Annotated in this window: 23 protein-coding genes and 1 riboswitch; of the genes, 2 read left to right on the top strand and 21 right to left on the bottom strand. The window is 63.9% G+C overall.

Translation table 11 applies throughout. The annotated features are described in order from the left end of the window. The first annotated feature begins 64 nt into the window (after window positions 1-64). Window positions 65-1,330 carry an OmpP1/FadL family transporter gene (locus tag J7302_RS13890; protein ID WP_215375482.1) on the top strand — a complete coding sequence of 422 codons (1,266 nt, stop codon included), beginning with the start codon at window positions 65-67 and terminating at the stop codon, window positions 1,328-1,330. A gap of 329 nt (window positions 1,331-1,659) precedes the next feature. On the opposite strand, the gene J7302_RS13885 is transcribed toward J7302_RS13890, so the two are convergent. From J7302_RS13885 to J7302_RS13875, 4 genes are all read right to left on the bottom strand, one after another. Next, window positions 1,660-2,211: a glutathione peroxidase gene (locus J7302_RS13885; protein WP_215375381.1), complete on the bottom strand. Its 552-nt coding sequence runs from the start codon at window positions 2,209-2,211 to the stop codon at window positions 1,660-1,662. 65 nt (window positions 2,212-2,276) lie between these two features. Next, window positions 2,277-2,399 carry a hypothetical protein gene (locus tag J7302_RS26850; protein ID WP_285899544.1) on the bottom strand — a complete coding sequence of 41 codons (123 nt, stop codon included), beginning with the start codon at window positions 2,397-2,399 and terminating at the stop codon, window positions 2,277-2,279. Next, the gene (locus J7302_RS13880) at window positions 2,396-3,601 is read right to left on the bottom strand and encodes an MFS transporter (protein WP_215375378.1); all 1,206 of its coding nucleotides are present in this window, start codon (window positions 3,599-3,601) and stop codon (window positions 2,396-2,398) included. Before J7302_RS13880 ends, J7302_RS26850 begins: the two co-directional genes overlap by 4 nt. 44 nt (window positions 3,602-3,645) lie before the next feature. After that, entirely contained in the window at window positions 3,646-4,059 is a 414-nt protein-coding gene (locus tag J7302_RS13875; protein ID WP_215375374.1) for a MarR family winged helix-turn-helix transcriptional regulator, read from the bottom strand. A gap of 160 nt (window positions 4,060-4,219) precedes the next feature. On the opposite strand from J7302_RS13875, the gene J7302_RS13870 reads away from it, so the two are divergent. Further along, window positions 4,220-4,441, top strand: a complete 222-nt coding sequence (locus J7302_RS13870; protein ID WP_215375371.1) for an endonuclease domain-containing protein — start codon at window positions 4,220-4,222, stop codon at window positions 4,439-4,441. A 37-nt stretch (window positions 4,442-4,478) separates the two neighbouring features. Here J7302_RS13870 and J7302_RS13865 read toward each other — a convergent pair whose 3' ends face one another. From J7302_RS13865 to J7302_RS13785, 17 genes are all read right to left on the bottom strand, one after another. Next, on the bottom strand, window positions 4,479-5,228 hold the full coding sequence (locus J7302_RS13865; RefSeq protein ID WP_215375368.1) for an adenosylcobinamide-GDP ribazoletransferase: 750 nt from the start codon (window positions 5,226-5,228) through the stop codon (window positions 4,479-4,481). Further along, the gene (gene cobC / locus J7302_RS13860; protein ID WP_215375363.1) at window positions 5,225-5,794 is read right to left on the bottom strand and encodes an alpha-ribazole phosphatase family protein; all 570 of its coding nucleotides are present in this window, start codon (window positions 5,792-5,794) and stop codon (window positions 5,225-5,227) included. Before cobC ends, J7302_RS13865 begins: the two co-directional genes overlap by 4 nt. After that, window positions 5,791-6,846 (bottom strand): nicotinate-nucleotide--dimethylbenzimidazole phosphoribosyltransferase, encoded by a 1,056-nt coding sequence (gene cobT, locus J7302_RS13855; RefSeq protein ID WP_215375360.1) that lies wholly within the window; start codon window positions 6,844-6,846, stop codon window positions 5,791-5,793. The genes cobC and cobT overlap by 4 nt, the downstream gene beginning before the upstream one ends. Further along, window positions 6,846-7,364: a bifunctional adenosylcobinamide kinase/adenosylcobinamide-phosphate guanylyltransferase gene (gene cobU, locus J7302_RS13850; protein ID WP_215375356.1), complete on the bottom strand. Its 519-nt coding sequence runs from the start codon at window positions 7,362-7,364 to the stop codon at window positions 6,846-6,848. Before cobU ends, cobT begins: the two co-directional genes overlap by 1 nt. Further along, complete coding sequence (locus J7302_RS13845) at window positions 7,352-8,839, bottom strand: cobyric acid synthase (RefSeq protein WP_215375353.1); 1,488 nt, start codon at window positions 8,837-8,839, stop codon at window positions 7,352-7,354. Before J7302_RS13845 ends, cobU begins: the two co-directional genes overlap by 13 nt. Then, a complete protein-coding gene (gene cobD, locus J7302_RS13840) occupies window positions 8,836-9,828 on the bottom strand; it encodes a threonine-phosphate decarboxylase CobD (protein ID WP_215375350.1) in 993 nt (330 codons plus the stop codon). Before cobD ends, J7302_RS13845 begins: the two co-directional genes overlap by 4 nt. Continuing rightward, complete coding sequence (gene cbiB / locus J7302_RS13835; protein ID WP_215375347.1) at window positions 9,821-10,729, bottom strand: adenosylcobinamide-phosphate synthase CbiB; 909 nt, start codon at window positions 10,727-10,729, stop codon at window positions 9,821-9,823. The genes cobD and cbiB overlap by 8 nt, the downstream gene beginning before the upstream one ends. Continuing rightward, entirely contained in the window at window positions 10,726-11,376 is a 651-nt protein-coding gene (gene bluB, locus J7302_RS13830) for a 5,6-dimethylbenzimidazole synthase (protein WP_215375344.1), read from the bottom strand. The genes cbiB and bluB overlap by 4 nt, the downstream gene beginning before the upstream one ends. Then, the gene (locus J7302_RS13825; RefSeq protein WP_251702071.1) at window positions 11,373-12,641 is read right to left on the bottom strand and encodes a cobyrinate a,c-diamide synthase; all 1,269 of its coding nucleotides are present in this window, start codon (window positions 12,639-12,641) and stop codon (window positions 11,373-11,375) included. The genes bluB and J7302_RS13825 overlap by 4 nt, the downstream gene beginning before the upstream one ends. A gap of 171 nt (window positions 12,642-12,812) precedes the next feature. After that, window positions 12,813-13,424 (bottom strand): cob(I)yrinic acid a,c-diamide adenosyltransferase, encoded by a 612-nt coding sequence (gene cobO, locus J7302_RS13820; protein ID WP_215375338.1) that lies wholly within the window; start codon window positions 13,422-13,424, stop codon window positions 12,813-12,815. 23 nt (window positions 13,425-13,447) lie between these two features. Further along, complete coding sequence (btuB, locus tag J7302_RS13815; RefSeq protein WP_215375335.1) at window positions 13,448-15,319, bottom strand: TonB-dependent vitamin B12 receptor; 1,872 nt, start codon at window positions 15,317-15,319, stop codon at window positions 13,448-13,450. Between the two features lie 66 nt (window positions 15,320-15,385). Then, window positions 15,386-15,593, bottom strand: a riboswitch (cobalamin riboswitch). Window positions 15,594-15,634: 41 nt separating this feature from the next. Continuing rightward, complete coding sequence (locus tag J7302_RS13810; RefSeq protein ID WP_215375332.1) at window positions 15,635-15,955, bottom strand: hypothetical protein; 321 nt, start codon at window positions 15,953-15,955, stop codon at window positions 15,635-15,637. 39 nt (window positions 15,956-15,994) lie between these two features. Continuing rightward, window positions 15,995-16,645 carry an O-methyltransferase gene (locus tag J7302_RS13805; RefSeq protein ID WP_215375329.1) on the bottom strand — a complete coding sequence of 217 codons (651 nt, stop codon included), beginning with the start codon at window positions 16,643-16,645 and terminating at the stop codon, window positions 15,995-15,997. An 8-nt stretch (window positions 16,646-16,653) separates the two neighbouring features. Then, entirely contained in the window at window positions 16,654-17,178 is a 525-nt protein-coding gene (locus tag J7302_RS13800; protein WP_215375325.1) for a C40 family peptidase, read from the bottom strand. A 149-nt stretch (window positions 17,179-17,327) separates the two neighbouring features. After that, entirely contained in the window at window positions 17,328-17,933 is a 606-nt protein-coding gene (locus tag J7302_RS13795; protein WP_215375321.1) for a C40 family peptidase, read from the bottom strand. A 70-nt stretch (window positions 17,934-18,003) separates the two neighbouring features. Next, window positions 18,004-18,771, bottom strand: coding sequence for an NAD-dependent deacylase (locus J7302_RS13790; RefSeq protein WP_215375317.1), 768 nt, complete (start codon window positions 18,769-18,771; stop codon window positions 18,004-18,006). A gap of 28 nt (window positions 18,772-18,799) precedes the next feature. Then, window positions 18,800-19,471: a DNA-3-methyladenine glycosylase I gene (locus J7302_RS13785; RefSeq protein ID WP_215375280.1), complete on the bottom strand. Its 672-nt coding sequence runs from the start codon at window positions 19,469-19,471 to the stop codon at window positions 18,800-18,802. Window positions 19,472-19,555 lie beyond the last annotated feature (84 nt).

Genomic DNA, 19,555 nt, shown 5'->3' with positions numbered 1-19,555 from the left:
AAAGGGCGTGCGAATCCTGTTAGCGTGCCGCCCCTTTCGCGACACCGCTCAGGAGTTAACCGTGATCAATCGCGCCCTCAAAACCGGCCTCACCCTCGCGATCGGGGCCGCCTCCAGCTACAGCCTGGCCTCTGGATTCGCCATCAACGAGCAGAGTGTGAGCGGCATGGGCACAGCCTTCGCAGGCCGCTCCTCCTCGGCTGATGACGCCACCACGGTATTCGGTAACCCGGCCGGCATGTCCCGTCTCAAGCGCGAACAGATCAGCGCCGGTGCAGCAATGATCTATGCCCGCACCGATATCGACGATGCCCGCAGCACCCTCGGTGGCAGCAACGACGGCGATATGGTGCCGGCTGTGGCGGCGCCCATGGGTTATTACGTCAAACCGCTGGATGACAAATGGAGCTTCGGCCTTGGCATGTACGTGCCGTTCGGCCTGATCACCGACTACGAAACCGGCTACGCAGGCCGCTACTACGGCGACCGCAGCGAAGTCCGCGTGATCACCCTGCAGCCGACCATCAGCTACCGCATCAACGATCAACTGTCAGTCGGCTTTGGCCCCACCATCAACCGCATTGATGGCGAACTGACCTCCTCGGTCCTCAACCCGCTGTCCCCCGGTCGCAACGACGGCAAGGTGAAGGTCAAGGGCGATGACACCGCGCTCGGCTTCAATGCCGGAGTGCTGTTCGAGCTGGACGAGAAAACTCGCTTCGGACTGACCTACCACTCCAAAGTGGACTACACGCTCCAGGGGGACACCACCGTCTCCGGTAGCGGTCCAGTGCTCGGCAGCTCGGCTGGCAAGTACGATGCTTCGCTGGACCTGGAGACGCCAGAGTCGGTCGACTTCTCGATGACCCACGAACTCAATGACGCGTGGACCCTCTATGCCGGCAGCACCTGGACCCGCTGGAGCCGCCTGAAAGAGATCAAGGTTGAGAACGAAGGCTTGCGCGGCCTGCTGGCCCCGGCCCTCGGCACCATTACCGAAGAACAGGAATGGCGTGACACCTGGGCCTACGCCGTGGGCACAGCGTACAAGCTGAACCCGCAATGGACCTTGCGTGCGGGCCTCGCAATCGACCAGTCACCGACTCGAAACGAGTTCCGTTCGCCGCGCATTCCCACCGACGATCGCAAGATCTTCAGCCTGGGTGCCGCCTGGAGCCCAAGCGACGATGTGACCGTCGACGTCGCCTATTCCTACCTGAAGGAGGACGACGCCGACATCAACCAGGCCAGCCCGGGCAAACTGCGCTACAGCTCCACCTTCAAGAACAGCGCCCACGGCCTGGGCGCCCAGGTGACCTTTCGTTTCTGATTCGAGGCATCACCCACAAAAAGCCCGGACGGCTCCGTACTGCTGTTCACTTAGGCATTGGCGGCAGCGCATATGAGGAGGGGCGTGATCGGCCTTCGGAGCAGTCTGCCACCTCGCAGCCCGGATGAATCCAGGTGCAGCGGTTGGACTTTTCCCCGATTTCATCCGGGCTACCAAGCTGAAGGCCCCGTAGGAGAGATACCTGCCCAACAGAAACAACTTCGTGATGGTGTAAACCAAAAACGCCGCCCTCCTGCTGAAGGAAAAGCGGCGTTTTTTCTTATGTGAACAGCATTACGGACTGCTCCGGGCTATTTTTTATTTCGTTGTCAGGGCTTGCTGGCCAAGGCCTGTTCAACGGCCTCGATCAGGTCTGGATCATCCGGCTTGGTCAGGCTGGAGAAGTGGGCAATCACCTTGCCTTGGCGATCCACCACGTACTTGTAGAAGTTCCAGCGCGGCGACTGTCCGGACTGGCTGATCAGCTCCTTGTAGAGCGGTATCGCTTCGTCGCCGGTGACATGCTGCGGCTGGGTCATGGCAAAGGTCACGCCATAGTTCACGTAGCAGACCTTGGCGGTTTCAGCGGTGTCAGCGGCCTCCTGCTTGAAGTCGTCAGAAGGCACGCCGAGCACCTCCAAGCCCTGCTCCTTGTAGCGCTTGTAGAGCGCTTCCAGCCCCTTGAACTGCGGCGTGAAGCCGCAGTGGCTGGCAGTATTGACGATCAGCAATGGCTTGCCCGCAAAGCGCTGGCACAGGTCGATGGTTTCCTTCGAGCGCAATTGCGGCAACTGATGTTGCAGCAAGCTCGGACATTCGGCGGCCAGGGCCTGCCCCCCGAATAGCGCCAAGGCCAGGGATAACACTGGCAATGCTCTCATGCTGAACTCCTGTTCGATCGATCCGCTTACGCTACCCCTGGCACAGTCAGACGACAATCAGGGCTTCAGCAAAGGCTCATACCCAGTTGCAATAGAGCCAGGCCGCCCTGCTGCCAGCCCCACCAACCGAGTGCCAGCATCAGGGCGAACAACCCCGCGCCCAGGGTCCAGGCCAGGTTCCGGTTCATACGGCTCCGGCCGTCTGCAACCGGGCCACCGGCTGCTCGCGTACCGGCCAGTTCAGAACGGCGGCCATCAGGCTGAGAAAGATGGATATTTGCCATACCAGCTGGTAACTACCCGTTTGGTCATAAAGGTAACCGCCCAGCCAACCGCCGAGGAAGGCGCCCAACTGGTGGAAGAGGAACACGATACCACCAAGCATGGACAGGTTACGGACACCGAACAACGTTGCCACGGTGCCATTGGTCAGCGGCACAGTGGAAAGCCAGAGCAGCCCCATGGCCATGCCGAAGGCGTATGCACTCCAGATGCTGAGAGGCGAATAGACGAAGGCGACAATTACCACGCCGCGCAGCAGATACAGCACAGTCAGCAGCTTGGGTTTGGAAAAACGTCCACCCAGCCAACCGGCGATATAAGTTCCGAACACGTTGAACAGCCCCACCAACGCCAGCACCGTGGTACCGACCTGGGCAGGCAGATGCTGGTCCACCAGATAGGCCGGCAGATGCACGCCGATGAACACTACCTGGAAGCCACAGACGAAGAAGCCCAGCGCCAGCAGCCAGAAACCGGGATGCGCAGTCGCCTCGCGCAATGCCTGGCCCAGGGTCTGCTCGTGGGCCTGGGGTGGCAGCGGATTGTCCTTGAGCAGCCCGACCAGCGGAACGATCAACGCCACCAGCAAGCCCAGCGCCAGCAGGGCCGAAGACCAGCCCAGCCAGCCAATCAGCCCCAGGGTGCCCGGCAGCATGGCGAACTGGCCGAAAGAACCCGCTGCACTGGCGATACCCATCGCCATGCTGCGCTTCTCCATCGGCACCGCGCGGCCCACCACGCCGAGAATCACCGAAAAGGAGGTCCCTGACAGACCGATGCCGATCAACAGGCCGGCGCTCAGCGAGAGCGACAAGGCGGAGTCCGAGAAGCCCATCAACACCAGGCCAACGGCATAGAGCACGCCGCCAACCACGACGGTCCTGGAGGCGCCGAAGCGGTCCGCCAGCGCCCCGGTAAAGGGCTGCGCCAGCCCCCAGATCAGGTTCTGCAGGGCAATGGCGAAGGCGAACACTTCACGCCCCCAGCCAAACTCCGCACTCATTGGCGCCAGGAACAGACCGAAGCCGTGCCGGATACCCAGCGATAGCGCCAGGATCATCGATGCGCCAAGAAGAATCCATCCACTGGTACGCCATACCGAAGTCATAAGAGGTTCCTTTACGGGTAGATACCCGCTTTATCGCGAAATAATCAGTCGAGATGTTCCAGATCATCCAGCAGCGCCATCAGCGCCGTACGCTTTTCCGCCCCGATCCGCTGTGCCAACTGCGCTTGCACATGCTCCCAAGCCACCAATGCCTGAGTCAGGACATCGCGACCCGTTACGGTCAGGGACACCAGGCGATTGCGCTGGTCCTCCCCGCCTTCGAGCAGCACCAGCCCCTTAGCCTCCAGCACCCTCAGGTTTCGCCCTAGCGTGCTCCGGTCCAGGCCCATGGCTTCAGCCAGGCTGGTGATGCTTGGCTGATCGAGGCGCGAGAGGTTCTTCAACAGCGAATACTGGGCGGCATTGAGCCCAATGCTGGCAAGGGCTTCGTCATAGAGCCGATTCACATTGCGTGTGGCACGGCGCAGTTTTGTGCAGAGGCATTGGGTCGGCAACATGAGTGCGTGTATATACCCGCAGTCGGTTTCGGGTCAACGGGAAGTTGTGTCGGGTGACGGGTGGCATGGTCTCAATCAGCGTATTCGAGCATGCGCCAGGAGCATTCCGAACCGGACTGGGCACCATGATCGGGCTTTTCCAGGAATCGAAGGAAGGGTCATGGAGAGACTTCAGTTGGCCAGGCAGTTGAGGTCGCAGCAGACGGATGCGGAGCAGAAGCTCTGGCAGCATTTGCGCGCAAAGCTATTGCAGGGATTGAGGTTCCGCCGGCAGAAGCCGATGGCGCGCTATAAAGTCGATTTCATCTGCCAGGAACGGATGCTGATCGTGGAACTCGATGGTGGCCAGCATCTGGAAAGCGGCGAAAGAGGCGTTTCCTGACTGACCACAGCCCTCTCGCCTGGCTCCTCTCTCCTCTTCAAGGAGAGGGGCCAGGCGAGAGGGCAAGGGCCATGCCCACCAAAACAGAAACCTCAACCAACTCCACCATCGCCCCCGCCGTATCTCCCGTCGTACCACCCAGGCGCTGTACGAACCGCCAACGCAACCAGGCAAACGCCAACAGCGAAATCCCCAGCGCCAGCAGCCCCATCCATCCAAACAGCAGCACCGCCGCGCCGTTGACGACCAACACCCAAGGCAGCACCCGGCGCGGCAGATGCGAGGCCAGCGCCTCACCCAAGCCGCCCGCCCGCACATAAGACGTAGACAGGAACAGCAGCGGTAGCAGCCCTCGCGCCAGCCAAGGCGCCAGCAGCAAGGGGGCAAGATGGCCGGACCCGAGCAGCGCCACCAGAGCCGCGAACTTCAGCAACAGCACTACCACTAGCACCACCACGGCAATGGGCCCGCTACGCGGGTCCTTCATGATCGCCAGGGTGCGTTCGCGGTCGCCGTATCCGCCCACCCAGGCGTCAGCCGTATCGGCCAGGCCGTCCAGGTGCAGCCCTCCACTGATACCAACCCAAAGCGCCAACAGCAGGGCCGCCTGCAACAACGGCAAACGCCCGCCCAGCAACTCAGCCAAGCCAAGCAGCATCGCGCCCACCAGCAACCCCACGAGGGGATACCAGAGCAGCGACTGCCCCAGCTGGGGCGGTGCCGGCATTCCGGATAGGCGAACCGGCAAGCGGGTGAGAAATTGCAGGGCGATCAGCAACGGCGTCATGGCTGTTCCCGCAGTCCGCCAGCCTCATCGAATTGCAAGCGGAACAAGGCGCCATGCGGCACCTCCACCTGCATCAGCTGCGCACGGGGCAATTGGCGGGCGCGGGCCACCAGCATGCGGATCACCCCGCCGTGGGTGACCAGCAACACGCGCTGGCCGATAAAACGCGGCAACAAGCGTTCGGCGGCAGCCAGCACCCGCGCCTCAAACTGCAACAACGGTTCCCCCTCGGGCGGCGTGAAGCTGTAAGGATCATTCCAGAACTGGCCCAGCGCTTCGGCGTGGTCCTCCATCAGCTGGGCGGCGCTACGGCCCTCCCAGAGGCCGAAATGCAGTTCCCGCAGGTCCGGTTCCAACTGCAGCGGCAGAGCATGGCGATGCGTCAGGTCATGGGCGAAGGCCGCACAGCGCTGCAATGGCGAACTGACTACCAGATCCCAGGGCCCGCCACCTTCGATGCCGGCATGCATCTGCGCCCATCCGGTTTCAGTCAGCGCATCATCCAGGCTGCCGCGAAAGCCACCGCCCAGCTCGGTTTCGCCGTGGCGCAAGAGGTCGAGCCTCATGCCGGCCGGTCCGAAACCGCCGCCTCGGCGAAGGTGGCCATGCCATCGTGCAGCTCGCAGGCCAGGCGCAGCAATGGCAGGGCAACCGCCGCGCCGCTGCCCTCGCCCAGACGCAGGCCGAGGTCGAGCAAGGGCTCGGCTTGCAACTCGGCAAGCACGGCAGCATGCCCCGGCTCCGCAGATCGATGGGAGAACAGCAACCAGTCGCGGCAGGCCGGATTCAGGCGCACCGCGCACAGGGCCGCCACGCTGCAAATGAAGCCATCGACCAGCGCCGGCAACCCGCGCTGGGCACAGGCGAGATAAGCTCCGGTCAATGCCGCCACCTCAAACCCGCCAAGCCGGCGCAGGGTTTCTTCCGGGCTGTTGCATTCCGCCACGTGCAGCGCCAGGGCGCGTTCGATCACCGCCATCTTGCGTGCTACGCCACTATCGTCCAACCCAGTGCCGGGACCCGCCAGCCTTGCGACGGGCAGGTCAAGCAGCGCAGAAGCCAGTGCGCTGGCAGTGGTCGTGTTGCCGATCCCCATCTCACCACCGACATACAGATCGGCCTCGGCGGCCAGGGCACGCTCCACGCTGGAGCGCCCCGCCTCCAGGGCAATCAGGCATTGCGCGGCAGTCATCGCTGGCTCTCGGGCGAAGTTCGCCGTGCCCGCCCCGACTTGCAGATGCAACACACCGGCCAAGGGCTCCAGCGGTAACGCCGTGCCCAGGTCCACCAATTCCAGGGTGGCGCCCAGGCTGCGCGCCAGGACGCTGATGGCCGCGCCACCCCGCACGAAGTTGCGCAGCATCTCGCCGGTAACTGCCTGCGGATAAGCGGACACGCCCTCTTGCACCACACCATGGTCGCCGGCAAAGACTGCGAACCAGGGCCGAAGGATCTGCGGTCGTTCGCACCCCTGCAGGGTTGCCAGGGTGATGGCCACGTCTTCCAACTGACCCAGGGCACCGCATGGTTTGGTCAACTGGTCCTGGCGGGCCTGCGCCCTGGCGCGGGCCACCATGTCCAGGGGTTGGCAAGGGGACTGCCACCATTGAAGACTCATCAATTCGCTCCCTTCAGCAACATGGGGAGGCCGGCGACGGTGAAGGTCACGCGCTCACAACGCTCGGCCAGGGACTGGTGCAACCAGCCGGCTTGATCGACATACCGACGGGTCAGTTCACCGAGGGGGACGACCCCCAACCCGGTTTCATTGCTGACCAGCAGCACCCGGCCAGGCAGTTCGCCGATGCAACCCAGCAACGCTTCGCGCTCTGCGTCCAGGCGTGCCAGGTCGTCCAGCATCAGCAGATTGGTCAGCCAAAGCGTCAGGCAATCCACCAACAGGCAGGTGTCAGGCGCGGCGTAATCGCGTAACACCCGTGCCAGTTCGACGGGTTCCTCCACCAGCCCCCAATGATCGGGACGGCGGGCGCGGTGGTGTGCCACCCGCGCGTTCATCTCGGCGTCCAGAGGCTGGCTGGTGGCGATGTAGATCACCTTCAAGCCACTTTCCGCGGCGAGCTTTTCGGCTAGGCGGCTCTTGCCGGAGCGGGCCCCGCCCAAAATCAATTCGCGCATTCGGCTTCTCCTCGACTCAGGGCCGAGAGGCCGCAGAGTTCGCGCAATTTCCCCGTATCCAGGAGCGTTTCTACCTGGTCGGCCAGGCGCTCGATATCACGCTCGCGCAGGGCGTGGTAGTCGACCTTCTGCACTGTCTGCAAGCCGGCCCAGCGCAGGATGGCAGAGCAGGCTGCGGTGGACTCGAACAGCCCGTGCAGGTAGGTGCCCATGACTTGGCCGTCGGCACTGCGGGCACCGTCCAGCCGGCCGTCATCCAGTGTCACGGCAGGATTGGCCAGACCTTCGCCGGAGCTGACTCCGGCATGGATTTCGTACCCGCGCACCAGCGCATCTTCCAGGCGCAGACAGCCGCTGACGTTGCGCAGTTGTTTCTCAGGCGCCAGTACGGTGTCGATTTCCAGCAGGCCAAGGGCTTCGCTTTCCCCCGCGGGTCCTTCCAGGCCATGCGGGTCGGTAATGCTGCGGCCGAGCATCTGGTAGCCGCCGCAAATGCCCAGCACCTTGCCGCCATAGCGCAGGTGGCGCTGCAACGCCGTGTCCCAGCCATGCTCACGCAGCCGGGCGAGGTCAGCGCGTACGCTCTTGGAGCCGGGCAGGATGATCAGGTCGGCCGGCGGGATCGGTTGGCCGGGCGCGACGAAGATCAGCTGCACCTGCGGATGCAGGCGCAGCGGGTCGAAATCAGTGTGGTTGCTGATGCGTGGCAGCACCGGCACCGCCACCCGCAGCAGGTCGTCCGCCTTGGCGGACTGGCGCAGGTCGATGGCGTCCTCGGCCTCCAAATGGAAGTCGGTGAGGTAGGGCAGCACGCCCAGGACCGGTTTGCCGGTGCGCTTCTCCAGCCAGTCAAGGCCCGGCTGGAGCAAGGCGATATCGCCGCGAAAACGGTTGATCACGAAGCCTTGGACCCGCGCCTGCTCGCTTTCGGAGAGCAGCTCCAGGGTCCCCACCAGATGGGCGAAGACGCCGCCGCGATCGATGTCGGCGATCAGGATCACCGGGCAGTCCACCGCCTCGGCAAACCCCATGTTGGCGATGTCGTTGGCGCGCAGGTTGATTTCGGCCGGCGACCCTGCGCCTTCGACCATCACCACCTGATAGCTGTCGACGAGGCGTTGGTGGGACTCCAGCACTGCTTGCATCGCCACCCGTTTGTAGTCGTGGTACGCGGCGGCGTTCATGCTGGTCACCGCGCGGCCATGGATGATTACCTGGGCGCCGACGTCGGTGTTCGGCTTGAGCAGCACCGGGTTCATATCGGTGTGTGGCGCCAGGCCCGCGGCCTGCGCCTGGACTGCCTGGGCGCGGCCGATTTCGCCGCCATCGGTGGTTACCGCGCTGTTCAGCGCCATGTTCTGTGGCTTGAAAGGCGCCACGGCAACGCCCTGGCGCTTCAGCCAACGGCACAGGGCCGTCACCAGGGTGCTTTTACCGGCATCGGAGGTGGTGCCTTGCACCATCAAGGTCGTCATGGGCGCTCCCTGATGTATTCGGTCAGGGCTCGCTGCAAGCGAGCCCAGGAGGTTGCGTCCGGCGGCAGGCCAAGCCGCAGGCTGGCCGGGTGCTCGAACAAACGAGTGAGAATGCCGCGCCGGGCGAGGAAGTCATGCAGGATTGGCGCATCATTGCGGGCGAGCCACTGGAACAGCGCCGAACCTCCCGTGGGTGGCAGACCACAATCGCGCAGCAGGCCCTCCAGGCGCTGGCCGTCCTGCAGCAGGCGCTGACGCTGGAGCGCCCGGCCGGGCTGATCGAGCAGAATAGCCTTGGCGACCGCCCGCGCCGGGCCACTGATGGTCCAGGGGCCCAGCCATTCATTCAATGTATCCAGCAGACGCGGCTCGGCCAGCACAAAACCGAGGCGAATGCCGGCCATGCCGAAAAACTTGCCGAAGGAGCGCAACACCAGCAGGCCGGGCCGCGGGCAATGACCCGCAAGGCTCTGCTCCGGCGTGCAATCGATGAAAGCTTCATCCACCAGCAGCCAACCGCCCCGCTGCGCCAGCCGAGCATGCCAGGCCAGCAGCCGCTCCGGCGAAAGGAGCAGGCCGGTCGGGTTGGTCGGGTTGACCACCAGCACCACGTCGAAACGGTCCAGCTCACGCTCGGCGGTATCCGCATCGATCTCCACCAGCTCATGGCCTTCGCGGCGCCAGGCAGCGGAATGCTCGGCGTAACACGGCGAAAGGACGCCGACCCGGCAGCGCTCACGCAAGCGCGGCAGCGCCTGGATCGCGGCCTGGGAGCCGGCCACCGCCAACAGCTGGTCAGTGCCGTAGTACTGGCGCGCAGCTTCTTCGAGTCCGTCGTCCAACTCGGGAAGCCGCGCCCAGGCCGAGATCGGAACGCTCGGCAAGGGCCAACTATAAGGGGCAATGCCGGTGGAGAGGTCGAGCCAATCGCCCTCGGCTATGCCATAGCGCTGCGCAGCGACGCGCAGCCGTCCGCCATGTTCAAGCAAGGAGCCAGCCTCCCAGGATCAGCACGGCCAGCCAGAGCAGCACGCCCTGGCGCACCAGGTCCATGGCCCGACCAATATCGTCCGCACAGGCAACCGGGCCTTCGCCCAGCCTCGGTCGCTCGTGCAGTTCACCGTGGTAGATCGCCGGTCCGCCCAGGGCCACACCCAGTGCGCCGGCGCCAGCGGCCATCACCGGCCCGGCGTTGGGGCTGTCCCACAGCGGTGCCTGCTGCCGCCAGCAGCGCAGCGCCAGACGAGTCTTGCCGAGCAGTGCATAGGTCAGCGCCACCAGACGCGCGGGAATGTAGTTGAGGACGTCGTCGATGCGTGCTGCAGCCCAGCCGAAGCGCTCAAAGCGCTCGTTGCGGTAGCCCCACATGGCGTCCAGGGTATTGCTGAGGCGATACAGGACGACGCCCGGCGCCCCGGCGACAGCAAACCAGAACAATGCGGCGAACACCGCATCGCTGCCATTCTCCAGCACGGACTCGGTGGCCGCACGGGCCACGGCCGGATCATCCAGCTCACGGGTTTCGCGGCTGACCATATAGCCGACCCGTCGCCGCGCCTCATCCAGATCGCCGGCCTGCAAGGCATTGGCCACCGGCTCGGCATGTTCGTTGAGGCTGCGCAGACCGATGGCCGCATACAGCGCGATCACGCCGACCAGCCAGCCGATATGGGGCAGCTCCGAAAGCACCCAGACGGCGATCGTCAGCGGCAGCACCGCCAACCCCCAGGCGGTGACGCCGTGGCTGCGCCAGCCACGTCCACCCGTGTTGAAGCGATGCTCAAGGCGATTGGCCAGCTTGCCGAAGGCTACCAGCGGGTGCCAACGCCGTGGTTCACCGAGCAGGGCGTCCAGCGCCACAGCCCCCAGGCTCAGCAATCCGATGCTCATTCGCGGTGCCCCCACTGATTGTCGAATACCAACTCACCCAAAGAGCGCGGCTGCGCCCAGCCCTCCAACGCCAGCATGGGCGCCGGGTAGAACTCGGTCACCGGTCCCAGGCAGAGCACCGCAACCGGCTTGCTGCCCTCCGGCATGCCCAGCAACTCGGCCAGCGCCTGCGGCTCGAACAGTGAAACCCAGCCCATGCCCAGACCTTCGGCACGGGCCGCCAGCCAGAGGTTCTGGATCGCGCAGGAAAGCGACGCCAAGTCCATTTCCGGCAGAGTACGGCGGCCAAACACGTGGGCCTCGCGGCCATCCATCAGTGCAGCCACCAGCAGTTCCGCACAGTCGCGAATGCCCTCGACCTTCAGCCGCATGAACTCATCCGAGCGCTCGCCCAGTGCCTCGGCAGTGCGTACCCGCTCCGCCTCCACCAGGTGATGGATGTGCCCGCGCAACTCCAGGCTACTGATGCGGATAAAGCGCCAGGGCTGCATCAGCCCAACGCTCGGCGCCTGGTGCGCAGCTTCCAGCACACGGGCAAGTAGCTCAGGCGCCACCTTGCCACCGCTGAAATGGCGCATGTCACGGCGCTCGGCAATGGCGCGGTAGACCGCCGCACGCTCCTCGAGGCTGAAGCCTTGGTCGCTCATGGTCGGAACAGCTCCGCAGCCGCCCGAGGGTTAGACGGCAGGTAGAAGTGGATGTAGGAGGCCGTCAGACGGCCGATGCGGAACACCGATTCGGCCACTGGCTTGTCGTTCGGGCACAGGCCACGAACGAGCGGCTCCAGCGTGGTTTCCAGCAGTGAGTGGTGGAAGGTATGACCGCGCAGATTCCCCTCCGGCAAGGCCGCTTCCTGCAACGCCAGGGCTGCCAGGCGCTTCTGCATGCGCGCTTGCCCCGGCAGCAGGCCGAGCAACTCGGCGGATTCGCCTTCGACTTCAGTCAGGGCGTCCAACAGATAAAGCATGCCGCCGCACTCGGCGAGGATCGGTTTTCCCGCCGCGTGGTGGGCGCGGATGGCCTCGGCCATGGCCCGGTTGCTGGCCAGCTGCGGTAAGTGCAGCTCGGGGTAGCCTCCAGGCAGGTAAAGACTGTTCACGTCCGGCAGCTGCGTATCGGCCAAGGGGGAGAAGAACACCAGCTCGGCACCCATGCGCTGCAAGAGGTCGAGATTGGCCTGGTAGAGGAAGGCAAAGGAGGTGTCACGAGCTACGCCGATTCGCACCCCGCCCAGCCACTGGTCCAGCGCGTCGCCTTGCGGCGCGGCGAACTCGACGGCAGGTGGCAACTCCACGGAGGCTGACGCCGCCAGCGCATCGGCGGCCGCATCCAGCCGCGCGTCCAGGTCTGCCAGCTCCTCGGCCTGCACCAGGCCCAGATGCCGGCTCGGCAGCTCGACATCAGCACTGCGCGGCAGCGAGCCGTACCAGCGGATCCACTCCGGCAGGCTGTCGCGGATCAGGTCACTGTGGCGCTGGCTACCAACGCGGTTACCCAGTACACCGGAAAACGGCAGGTCCGGCTGATAGGTCGCCAGGCCCACGGCCAGGGCACCAAAGGTCTGGGCCATGGCGGCTCCATTGATGACCGCCATCACCGGCACAGCGAAGCGCCGCGCCAGGTCGGCGGCCGAAGGCGAGCCGTCGAACAGCCCCATTACGCCTTCGATCAGGATCAGGTCGGCCTCACCCGCCGCCTCCCAGAGCAGCCGGCGGCTTTCCGCCTCGCCCACCATCCACAGGTCGAGCTGGTAGACCGGTGCGCCAGAGGCACGGGCGAGGATCATTGGATCGAGGAAGTCCGGCCCGCATTTGAACACCCGCACGCGCTTGCCCTGTCGGGCATGCAGGCGCGCCAGGGCCGCGGTGACGGTGGTCTTGCCCTGGCCGGAGGCCGGCGCGGCAATCAGCAGCGCGGGGCAGCGCCGATGCTCGGCTAGAGTTTGTCTCTCCTCTCCCTTCGGAAGAGGGACGGGGGTGTGGGATCCCGGGTCAGACACGAATACCGTCTCCTGCCGTTCTTGCCACCCTATCCCCAGCCCTCTCCCCGAAGAGAGAGGAGGCAAGAACAAAAGCAGCGTCCATCAGAACTCCACTCCTTTCTGGGCTTTCACCCCGGACTTGAAGGCGTGCTTCACCAGACTCATCTCGGTAACGGTATCCGCTGCGTCGATCAGTTCCTGCGGGGCGCCACGACCGGTGGCGACGACGTGCTGGTGCTCCGGGCGGGACTCGATGTCCTTGAGTACCGCATCGAGCTCAAGATAGCCATGCTTGAGGGCGATGTTCAGTTCGTCCAGCACCAGCAGGCCGATCTGCGGGTCGTCCAGCAAGGAGCGCGCCACGGCCCAAGCCTGCTGGGCCTTCTCGATGTCGCGCTGGCGGTCCTGGGTGTCCCAGGTGTAGCCCTCCCCCATCACGTGGTAGCTCACTTCCTCCGGAAAGCGGCGGAAGAAGGCTTCCTCGCCCGTGGACATGCCGCCCTTGATGAACTGCACCACGCCTACCTTGATGCCGTGGCCCAAGGCACGGGCAACCATGCCGAAGGCTGAGCTGCTCTTGCCCTTGCCGTTGCCGGTGTGCACCAGCAGCAGGCCATACTCGTCCTGGGCTTGGGCAATCTTCTCGTCGATCAGCGCCTTCTTGCGTTGCATGCGCGAGCGATGGCGGGCATCGCGTTCAGCGGATTCAGTCATGGTTTCGCCTTTTGATTTCGGGATTAGAGCGCCTGGTAGCGCACGCTGAAGAAAACCGCCTGCCCCGGCTCGTTATAGTCCAGGGCTGTTTCGTAGTCCGCATCGAACAGGTTGGTGACGCGGGCCTGCAAGCGCCACTCCTCGGTCAACCAGTATTCGCCGCGCAGGTCCAGGGTGGCGTAGCCAGCCATACGCTCGGTGTTGGCCAGGTCGTCATAACGGCGCCCTTCGGCATGCACCGTCGCCCCGAGCCCTATCTGGCCGAACCGACGGTCAACGTCGAGGTTGAAGACCTGCCGCGCACGCCGGGGCAACTCGTTGCCACGATTGGCATCATCGCCACGATTCTCGCCATCCAGGAAGCTGGCGTTGGCATTCCAGTCCCAACCCAACCACTGGCTGCCCAGCACCAACTCCAGGCCATCGATGCGCGCCTTGCCGATGTTGTTCGGGCCGCCCCACACGCCGATGGTCGAGTCAAAGGCAATAAGGTCATCTACATTCGTGCGGAACGCATTGACGGACCAATGGCCCCAGTCATGCATGCCACTGAGGCCGACCTCGAAGCTCTCCGAGGTCTCCGCATCGAGGCCCGGGTTGCCGTAGCCAGGGAAATACAGCTCGTTGAAGCTTGGCGCCTTGAAGGCTGTGCCGTAGCTCAGGCTGAAGCGCAGCTCATCGGTGAGTGCATAGCCCCAGGCGGCGCTGCCGGTGTCGTGGTTACCGAATTGCTCGTTGTCGTCACGACGCAGGCTGAGCTGCCAGTCCTGTCGACCGGCTTCGCCGATGTACTGGGCGAACCAGCCCTCATTGATGCGGGCGTCCTTGTCGAAGACCGTCGAACTGCTGACCTCGTCCTGCTGCCAGTCATAGCCCAGGGTCAGCACATGACCCTCGGCGAGAGTCAGGTCGTTGAGCCAGGATGCACTGTCGCGCTGAGAGTCGAAACGTGCGTCGAATGCGCCGTCAACCCAACTCTTTGCCTTGTCCTCGCTACGCCCGGCCTGGAGCGTCACTTTCCAGGGATCTAGAGGGCTGAAGCGCGCTCGGCCACCCGCCAGTTCCTGGCGGTTATCGGCGTTGGCATTGTGCCCACCAGCAGGGTGCAGGAAGCCGGAGGTGTCGATATCGTCATAGTCGTTATGGCCACGGGCCTGCATCAGGGTGCCGTCCAGCTCCAGGCCGTTGTCGAACTGGTAACCGGCGCGCAGGGAGCCGGAATGGTTGCGGTAGCCGTCGGCATCCGTTTCGTAGTAGGCACTTCCCTGCCGGCGGGAGTTGATGCCGTCGGTGTCCTGGCTGCTGACGCCAAGACTGAACCAGCCCTTGCCATCGCCACCCGACAATCCAGCGCCGCCTTCGCGGTTGTCATGGGTGCCGTAACCGGCGGAGAACCAGGGCTTGAGACCCTGCTTGTCGCCTTTGCGGGTAAAGATCTGGATCACACCACCGATGGCTTCGGAGCCGTACAGGCTGGAACGCGGCCCTCGAACCACTTCGATGCGCTCGATCAGTTCAACCGGGAGGTCCTGGAAGGCCGTAAGGCCGGCGCTGACGGACCCCACCTTGATGCCATCGATCAGCACCAGCACATGATCGGACTCACTGCCACGCAAGAAAACCGTGGTGTTCTTGCCGGGGCCACCGTTGTTGCTCACCGAGACGCCGGGGACCTTTTTCAGCAGTTCGGGCACCGAACGGGCCTGAGTGCGCTCGATCTCTTCGCGCTCGATCACGGTGGTCGGAGCCAAGCTGGCGCGCACCGGCTGCTCACTTCGAGTGGCGGTAATCACCTGCTCGTCGAGGGTCAGCGGCTCAGCCGCCAGGAAAGGGGAAATACAGGAACTGCCAAGCAGCGCAAAGGCCGCCGGCCTGAAGGAAGGCTTGCGAATCAAGGTCTGGATCTCCGTCGTGCCACCCGCGCGACATCTATGGGTATTGCATGCGAAGCGCACTCCGCCATGCCCTGCTTGCACCAGGCCGGTCTCCGGGCTTGCGAGTGGGGCCATGGCTCCCGGGCCGCGCCTTCCCATGCTGCGCACAGTGGCTGTGGATGCGGACCTTGACTCGCCTACCGTTGCGGGGGCAGCGCCGGATTCTTCGAAGAATGGACCGGCTTCCCTGTTTCACCCTTTCGGAACAAAGGGCACCTGAGGCAAGCCGCGAAGGTTAGAGGGTTGGCTGGCGAGCGTCAAACGTCGAGCACATGCTCAGTGCCTTGGTGTGAAGCCTGCCGGCTTGCTCGCCAGCCACTCGACGAAGGTGCGCAGGCGCGCATCACCGAGCAGGGCTTCACGGCTGTTGTAGGTCAGGGCCAGCTCCTTCTCGCTGAACAGTCGGTGGATCTGATTGTGGCAGGGCCGGCAGACCCAGAGCGTCGCGGTGATGCGCTCACCCTTGTCGAAGCGCTTTTGCACGTACGGTTTGTCGTGCAGGGCCTTGGGAATCAGGTGGTGACGAGTCAACGCTGCAGCGCGCCCGCAGAGTTCGCAGGCATCCGGTTGGGGTGGCAGGCGTATGGGTTCTGGCATGGTCGTCAGGTACCTCCCCCGTAGCCGGGAGAGGGGAAGTCAGCGTTTGCGGCAGAGGGTCAGCCCATCACCGATGGGAACGAGCGACAGGTCGACGCGCACATCGTCTTTCAACGCACGGTTCAAGGCCTGAATCGCCCGCGTGTCGGCACTGTCCGGCTCAGCCTCCAACACACGACCACTCCAGAGCACGTTATCGAAGAGGATCAGGCCGCCCTTCCGTACCAGCCGCAGGGCTTGCTCCAGATAGGCCGGGTAGTTGGCCTTGTCGGCGTCGATGAAGATCAGGTCGAAGCTACCCTCCTCCAGGTTCGCCAGGGTTTCCAGGGCCGGCGCCAGGCGCAGGTCAACACGATCAGCCAGCCCGGCCTCCTGCCAGTAACGGCGAGCAATGGCGTTGTAATCGCCCGGCAGGTCGCAGCAGAGGATGCTCCCTCCTTCGGGCAGCTCAGCCGCCATGCACAGGGCGCTGTAGCCGGTGAAGGTGCCGACTTCGAGCAACCGCCGGGCACCGGTCAGCTTGACCAGCAAGGCCATGAACTGCCCCTGCTCCGGCGCGATCTGCCAACGCGCCATGGGCATGGCGGCGGTTTCCGCACGAAGGCGAGCGAGTAACGGTGTTTCCCGCAGCGACACATCGAGCAGGTAGCCGTAGAGGGCGTCGTCGAGGTTCAGTGTGCGGTTGGTCATGGGAATTCTCAGGGCGTACGGGCGAGGCTCGGATCAAACAATACGCGCTTGGCGTTCAGGTAGCTTCTTTGCCAGTAGCTGTTGGACAGGCTGTCCAGACGCACCGTTCCGCCACTGGACGGCGCATGCACGAAACGGCCTTCACCGACATAGATGCCCGCATGACTGACTTGGCCACCGCCATTGGTGGCGAAGAACACCAGGTCACCCGTCTGCAGTGCGGAGATGCCGACATTGGGCCCACGCATCACGATCATCTCGCGAGTGGAGCGCGGCAGGCTGATGCCAGCAGCATCGCGATAGACAAAACCGATCAGTCCGCTGCAATCGAAGCCGCTGTCCGGCGTATTACCGCCCCAGCGATACGGCGTGCCGACCAGGCCCAGGGCACGAAACAGCACGTCCTCGGCTACGGGCGAGAACTGCTGGACTGAAGCAGTGATGACGGGTTGCGGCGGAGGCGGCGCTTTGCTCGCACAGGCAGCGAGCAGCGAGGCCAGGGCAAGAATGACGAAGCGATCCAGTGCGCGCATGGCAAGTCAGTCCTGACTTGAGGAATACTCGCTAATTTGCTGATCTCACAATGATATTGCAAGCAAAAGCTGCATTACCGTCAGGAAAGTTATGCAGGGGCCGAAAACGACGATGCCGCCCCTGGGGGCGGCATCGGCATGGGACAGGATCAACGGTGCAGAGGATGATGCGCCGGAGTATTCATCGCCAGGACGCGCTTGGCTTCTATGTAGCTGGCTTTCCAGTAGCGGTCATCGAGGCTGTCGACGCGCACGCCGCCGCTGCGGCTGCTGGAAGAATGAATGAACTGATCATCGCCGATATAGATGCCGGCATGGCTGACGCGGCCGCGGCCACGGTTGTTGAAGAACACGATGTCGCCGGGCTGCAGCTCGTTGCGGGCGATCACCGGGGCATTCAGGTTGATCATTTCACGGGTGGAACGCGGCAGCTGGATGCCGGCCTCTTCCTTGAACAGGTAACCAACGAAGCCACTGCAGTCAAAACCAGTCTTCAGCGAGCGGCCACCGAAACGATAAGGCGTACCCACCAGTTCGAAACCACGTTCGAGCAGGCCATCAGACAGGGACGGCATCTGGTACGGCTGATCATCGGTCAAGTCCGCGAGGTCGCGGGCGGAGGGCTCGTTGAGCAGGGAATCCGGGGCGCCGTCAGCAATGGGCTGTTGCGGCTGCGGCTGCTGTACATGGCCTGCACAAGCAGCGAGGAACAGAGCGAAGGTAAGGGGCACGAGGGGTGCGAAGCGATTCAGCATGGGCACGACCGTGTCGGTGATGTTGATAAAGAAGGCGCGACTATGCCCTCTATCAACTTGATTTGCAAATTTAATCGCCAGAAATGTGACTTATCAGTCCCTGCAGAACATCTAAGGCCTTCCCCTTGAGATGCACATCGACGATTGGGGTCAGATCGGTACTGGACGGGTTGATTTCCACGGTGAAACCGCCTGCCTGGCGGGTGCGGACAACCGGTTCGATGATGTAGGGAAAGCTCGCCGTGGTCCCCACCGAGATCACCGCATCGAATCCCTTGCGCAGCTCGGCGTAGAGCGTATCGATGGCTTGCTCTGGGAGCGATTCCTCGAACAGCACCACGGGCGGACGGAGGATACCACCACATTCATTGCATCTGGGAGGCAATTCTCCTGCCAGATGCTGCGACAGTTCGACGCTTTCCGCGCCACAGGACTGGCAATACAGCGGCGAAATCTCGCCATGGATCTCGATCAGGCGCTCCGGCGGCGACCCCGCCTGCCGGTGGTAACCGTCGATATTCTGCGTCAGCACCCAGCACTCGGGCTTGATTCGCTGCAGCTCGGCAATGGCCTCATGCCCGGCATTGGGGCGAGCGCTCAGGCAAGCGCGCCCCAATTGGGCGAGGTACTTCCAGCAGAGCGCCGGATTGCGTTGCAGCATGGGGCCGGACAAGGCCGACTCGATGGGTAGCCCCTCCTCCGTCATGCCGTTGTAGAGACCACCCAGGCCACGGTAGGTTGGCAGGCCCGAATCCGCGGAGAGGCCGGCGCCAGTGATGATCAGGATGCGCCGGGCCTGCTTCAGCACCTTGGCGACGCGCAGCAGTTCACTCTCCATCGTCACTCCCCCACCGCTACTCGAAATGCTAGTGATTGACCGTATGCGCCAGCATCACCGAAAGCTGGCACAAGGGCCGACCGCTTTCCGCATGCCACTGCTTGAAAGCGGCCTGGACCTGGGCCAGGTCCTTCTGGCTGGTGGGTGCCTTGTCGATGACGTCCTGGGCCTTGAGGGCGGCGACCATGTCGTCGGTGGGGATGAAGGTATCCTTACCCACCATGCGAAGGAAACGCGGCGCAGACAGACCGCCCAACTGGTGGCCGTGTTTAGCCAGGTACTTCCAGAGCCCAACGATATCGGTCACCGGCCAATCGGCGATCAGCGCGCCGAAACTGCCCTTCTCCCGCTCCACGTCGAGGACGAACTGGGCATTGCGCGGCACACTCTTGAGCTTGCCGAGATGGCGGATAAGTCGGGCATCCTGCATCAGCCGCTCAAGATGCTCGGCACCCATCAGCACCACTTTCTCCGGATCGAAGCCGAAGAACACCTCTTCGAACGCCGGCCACTTGGCGTCCACCAGGCTGTGCTTGAGGCCGGCACGAAATACACGCAGCGCGATCAGCGACAGGTAGCGGTCGTCAGGCAGCTGACGCAGCTCGGCATCCGTGCGCGGCTGCGGCAGCCGTGCCTCCAGCGCCTTAGCCGAACCGAATCGGTTCAGGCAGTACTCGTGCAACCAACGATAATCGCGCATGCGTTGTCCTTGCGATCCGGCACGACCCGTTGCTCATTGGAGCGAGCTTGCTCGCGAGCTTGCTCGCTCCTACAAAGGCCTGGG

Origin of the sequence: Metapseudomonas boanensis (genome assembly GCF_018704125.1) — a bacterium.
Classification (GTDB): Bacteria; Pseudomonadota; Gammaproteobacteria; order Pseudomonadales; family Pseudomonadaceae; genus Metapseudomonas; species Metapseudomonas boanensis.
Note: the sequence above shows the minus strand (reverse complement) of the source record. Positions and strands in the feature narration are given on the sequence as shown.